Annotated in this window: 2 protein-coding genes and 1 pseudogene; 2 read left to right on the top strand and 1 reads right to left on the bottom strand. The window is 70.4% G+C overall.

Annotation, left to right across the window (positions count from 1 at the left end):
- Nucleotides 1-746: 746 nt before the first annotated feature.
- Complete coding sequence (locus tag ON37_RS33160) at nucleotides 747-908, bottom strand: hypothetical protein (protein ID WP_157171599.1); 162 nt, start codon at nucleotides 906-908, stop codon at nucleotides 747-749.
- A gap of 474 nt (nucleotides 909-1,382) precedes the next feature.
- Between ON37_RS33160 and ON37_RS26665 the strand changes: the two genes are divergently transcribed.
- Both ON37_RS26665 and ON37_RS26660 read left to right on the top strand, forming a co-directional pair.
- Nucleotides 1,383-2,231 (top strand): pentapeptide repeat-containing protein, encoded by an 849-nt coding sequence (locus ON37_RS26665; protein WP_051032078.1) that lies wholly within the window; start codon nucleotides 1,383-1,385, stop codon nucleotides 2,229-2,231.
- 63 nt (nucleotides 2,232-2,294) lie between these two features.
- A pseudogene (locus ON37_RS26660) lies at nucleotides 2,295-3,186 on the top strand (hypothetical protein); the annotation flags it as partial.

Below are 3,186 nucleotides of genomic sequence, written 5' to 3'. Positions count from 1 at the left end.
GTTGGTACGGATGGGATGGATGTCATCGGGGGATCCGCCGCAGTGGCCGGCCGTCTCCCCCGGCAGCCCAGCGTTTTCGGCTACACGTCGGCAGGTACCCGGCAATCATTCAGCGAAACCCGTCGGGGGCGATCCGGCCGATATGGGAACTACCGGAGAATCCTTCGACCCCTTCCGCCGGTCACTGGCCCCTGCACCCGCACTATGCGGCTTCACCTGCAAAAACACCGGCCGAGGGCGGACTTTCAACCGGTTCGAGAGCGCATTCACCCCGCTCAGCCGCCGGGAATCGGGCCCCCGATCGCCGACGTACCCGCGCCCACCGCGCCGTCACCACCCGAGGTGGTGATTCTCCAGTTACCGGCGTGCCGGCTGGTCGCCCCGAGAACGAGCGTTCGGCGCAAGGGGGTACGACCTGCCGGCGGAGACCGTCGGCTCGTCTCGACCGGCGGATGTCCGGGGCGGAGGGGGCGGGTCGGAAGCCGGGGTTCGGAACCCGGGGTCGGGACGCACCGCTCATGGGCGGGGAGTCGCGAGCCGGACTCGGGTCGCTGATCGGCAATCGGCGCTCGGCAATCGGCAATCGGCAATCGGCAATCGGCAATCGGGCCACGAGAGGGTAAATCCTCATGGCCGCAAGACATTCCGACAACTCGCAGCGGGGGTGGGACTTCGCCATCGGCCCGCGCACCCCCGTCCACCGTCGCGCGCGGAACGCGATGCGGCGGTGCGGCGACTACGTCGGATCAGGTGTCGGGATCTTCGTCCTGATCTCGCGACGGGCCGGGGCCGGCCAACCGGCCCGAGGAGTCGGGCGGGGTGCCGGCGGGGCGTCCGATGCCGGCGTCGGATTCGCGGGATTCGCGGTCCCGGTCCTGATCGGGATCGTCGGCGTCGGGTCGGGTCATCTGTACTTCCTCCTCCGTACTGCGGGACCGGTGTCGGTCCAGCGATCGCGTACTCGGCAGGTCGCTCGGCGGGCCGGCCGGATACCTCTTCGCTCCTACCCGCTCGCGCGGCGGTCAACCGCCGGGGAGCCCCCGACCGGTGCATCGGCGGCGTGTCGGCGGTTATCGAGCCGCGATATCGCGACCGGATCCGGGGCGTCGAATCGACCGCGGTCCACCGGCGCGCCGAGGCCGGTCGATTACTTTTCAGTGACGATCCGGCGCGGAAATCAACCACCGGTTATATGGTCGTGACAGCGAGTAAATGAGCTTTTCTGGGCGTTGCACGGCGTTTAGGAGGTTCGAATGGTAGTGCTCGTACAACGCCGGCCGGCAGCTGTAGCCGCGACGGCGAAATTGGTGCTCGACAGCGAATCCGATTCCTTGGATGCTTTTCCACGCAGGCGATTTCGGGGACCTCGGCAGGCCGCGGAGATGTTCGTTTCGGCAGCGGCTCAGCTGTATGCCGGCGACGGCACGACCCAGGTGCGCGCGGTGCGCACACTGGCCGAGATCGCCGACCGATCGACCTCCGTCCTGCGCCAGCAGTGCGTGGACGTACTGTGCAGCTACCTTCGTCTCCCCCGCTCCGACCGGCTCGGCGGATACGAACGCGCGGTCCGCCGGACCATCACCGCCGTGCTCGGCGACCGGCTGCGCCGCGGGGCGCGGCGGAGCTGGTCGGGTGCGACATTCGACCTGCGCAACGCCCATCTGGAGGATGCCGATTTCACGAATGCGGTTTTCCGCGGGCCGGTGATATTCGAGCACGCGACTCTCGCCGGGACCACCCGGTTCGACGGTGCCACGTTTGCCGCCGAGACCCATTTTCAGGCCGCCACCTTCGATACCGCGTGGTTTCGTCGGGCCGTATTCGCCGATTCCGCGCGTTTTTTCGGGGCACGATTCGATCGCGCCCGTTTCGACGGCACGACCTTCTGCGGCAGCGCCCAATTTCCGCTGGCCGACTTTGCCGCCGACGCCCGGTTCCCGCAGGCGACATTTCGCGACGGCGCCTATTTCGACAGCGCCCGCTTCCGCGGCACCGCGGACTTCGGAGCCGCCGGATTCTCCGGGCCCGCCCGGTTCGACGGCGCCACCTTCACCATCGACAGCTCGTTCGATCGCGCCCGATTTCCGGACCCGAACCCCTCTGCCGCAACGGATTTCGGCGCGGCGATGGTCGGCGACACCGCCGACCCGCCGCCGGTGGCCGCCTACCGCCGGCCACTCGCCCCGATCCGGACCCCGGCTACAGCGGTTGGCCCCGGGAATCCTGGGTAGTAGCTCGGACGACGGTACTCGTGCGGGCTTGGAGGTTCGGTGTTTCAGGTGTTGAGAGGTGCGGTGGCGGGGGTCGGTCGAACCGGGACGGCGCTGATCGACGACACGGTGCGGCTGCCCGCGCGCGCGGTGGCAGCCGGGCAGACCGCGCTGCGGCTCACCGCGGTCGCCGACGATATCGCCGGCCAGCTGCGGCGCGAAGTACGGTCCCTGCTGAACCCCGCGCTGCGCCGGGACGGACGCCGCGTCGCCGCCGTCGAGGACCGCGTGGTCGTGGAGGTGCGCGGGCTGCGGTCGGAGCGCGGCGCCGAGCTCGCCGACGAGTTGCACCGGCGGATCGGCGCCGTACCGGGCGTGCGGTGGACGCGGGTCAACGCCGTGACCGGCGACCTGGTCGCCGCGGTACGCGGCGACCAGGTGATTCCCGGACTGCTCGAGGCGATCGCTTCGGCCGAAGCCGATGCCGGGGTGTCCGACGCCCCGTGGGATCCGGCCGCGGAGCATCCGGCCGACCTGGAACCCGTTCTCTCCTCGGCCATTTCGCTGGCCGGCGACCTGCTCGCCGCCGGTGTCACCTTCTTCGGCGCCGCCATCCCCGGCCGCAACGGCGTCGCCACGTTGCAGTCGCTGGTCGCACTCGCCGACTCCCAGCCTCGGATCCGGCGGGTGCTGGAACAGCGGCTCGGCCGCGCCCGCACCGACCTGGTCCTGACCACCGCGAACGCGCTGGCCCAGGCCGCCGGGGACAGCCCGGCCAACGTACTGGTCGACGCGCTGCACCGAGCGCTCGCGGTCACCGAACACGGTGTGCGCCATACCCGTTGGCGGCTCTGGGAGATCGAACACGGCAGTCTCCGGGCCCGCGACATTCTGCGCCCGCCACCGCATCGGGAGCGTCCGGTCGAGCTGCCGCCCGGCCCGGTGGAACGGTGCGCGGACGAAGCCGCCGCCGCCG

The sequence above is a fragment of the Nocardia veterana NBRC 100344 genome, assembly GCF_000308855.1.
Taxonomy (GTDB): domain Bacteria; phylum Actinomycetota; class Actinomycetes; order Mycobacteriales; family Mycobacteriaceae; genus Nocardia; species Nocardia veterana.
The sequence above is the reverse complement of the archived record's forward strand: the minus strand, read 5'-3'. Positions and strand labels throughout refer to the sequence as shown.

What these genes read in the sequence shown, in the direction of transcription:
- ON37_RS26665 (WP_051032078.1), top strand. Translation starts at nt 1,383, where the DNA reads ATGTTCGTTTCGGCAGCGGCTCAGCTGTATGCCGGCGACGGCACGACC.
- ON37_RS33160 (WP_157171599.1), bottom strand. Translation starts at nt 908, where the DNA reads ATGACCCGACCCGACGCCGACGATCCCGATCAGGACCGGGACCGCGAA.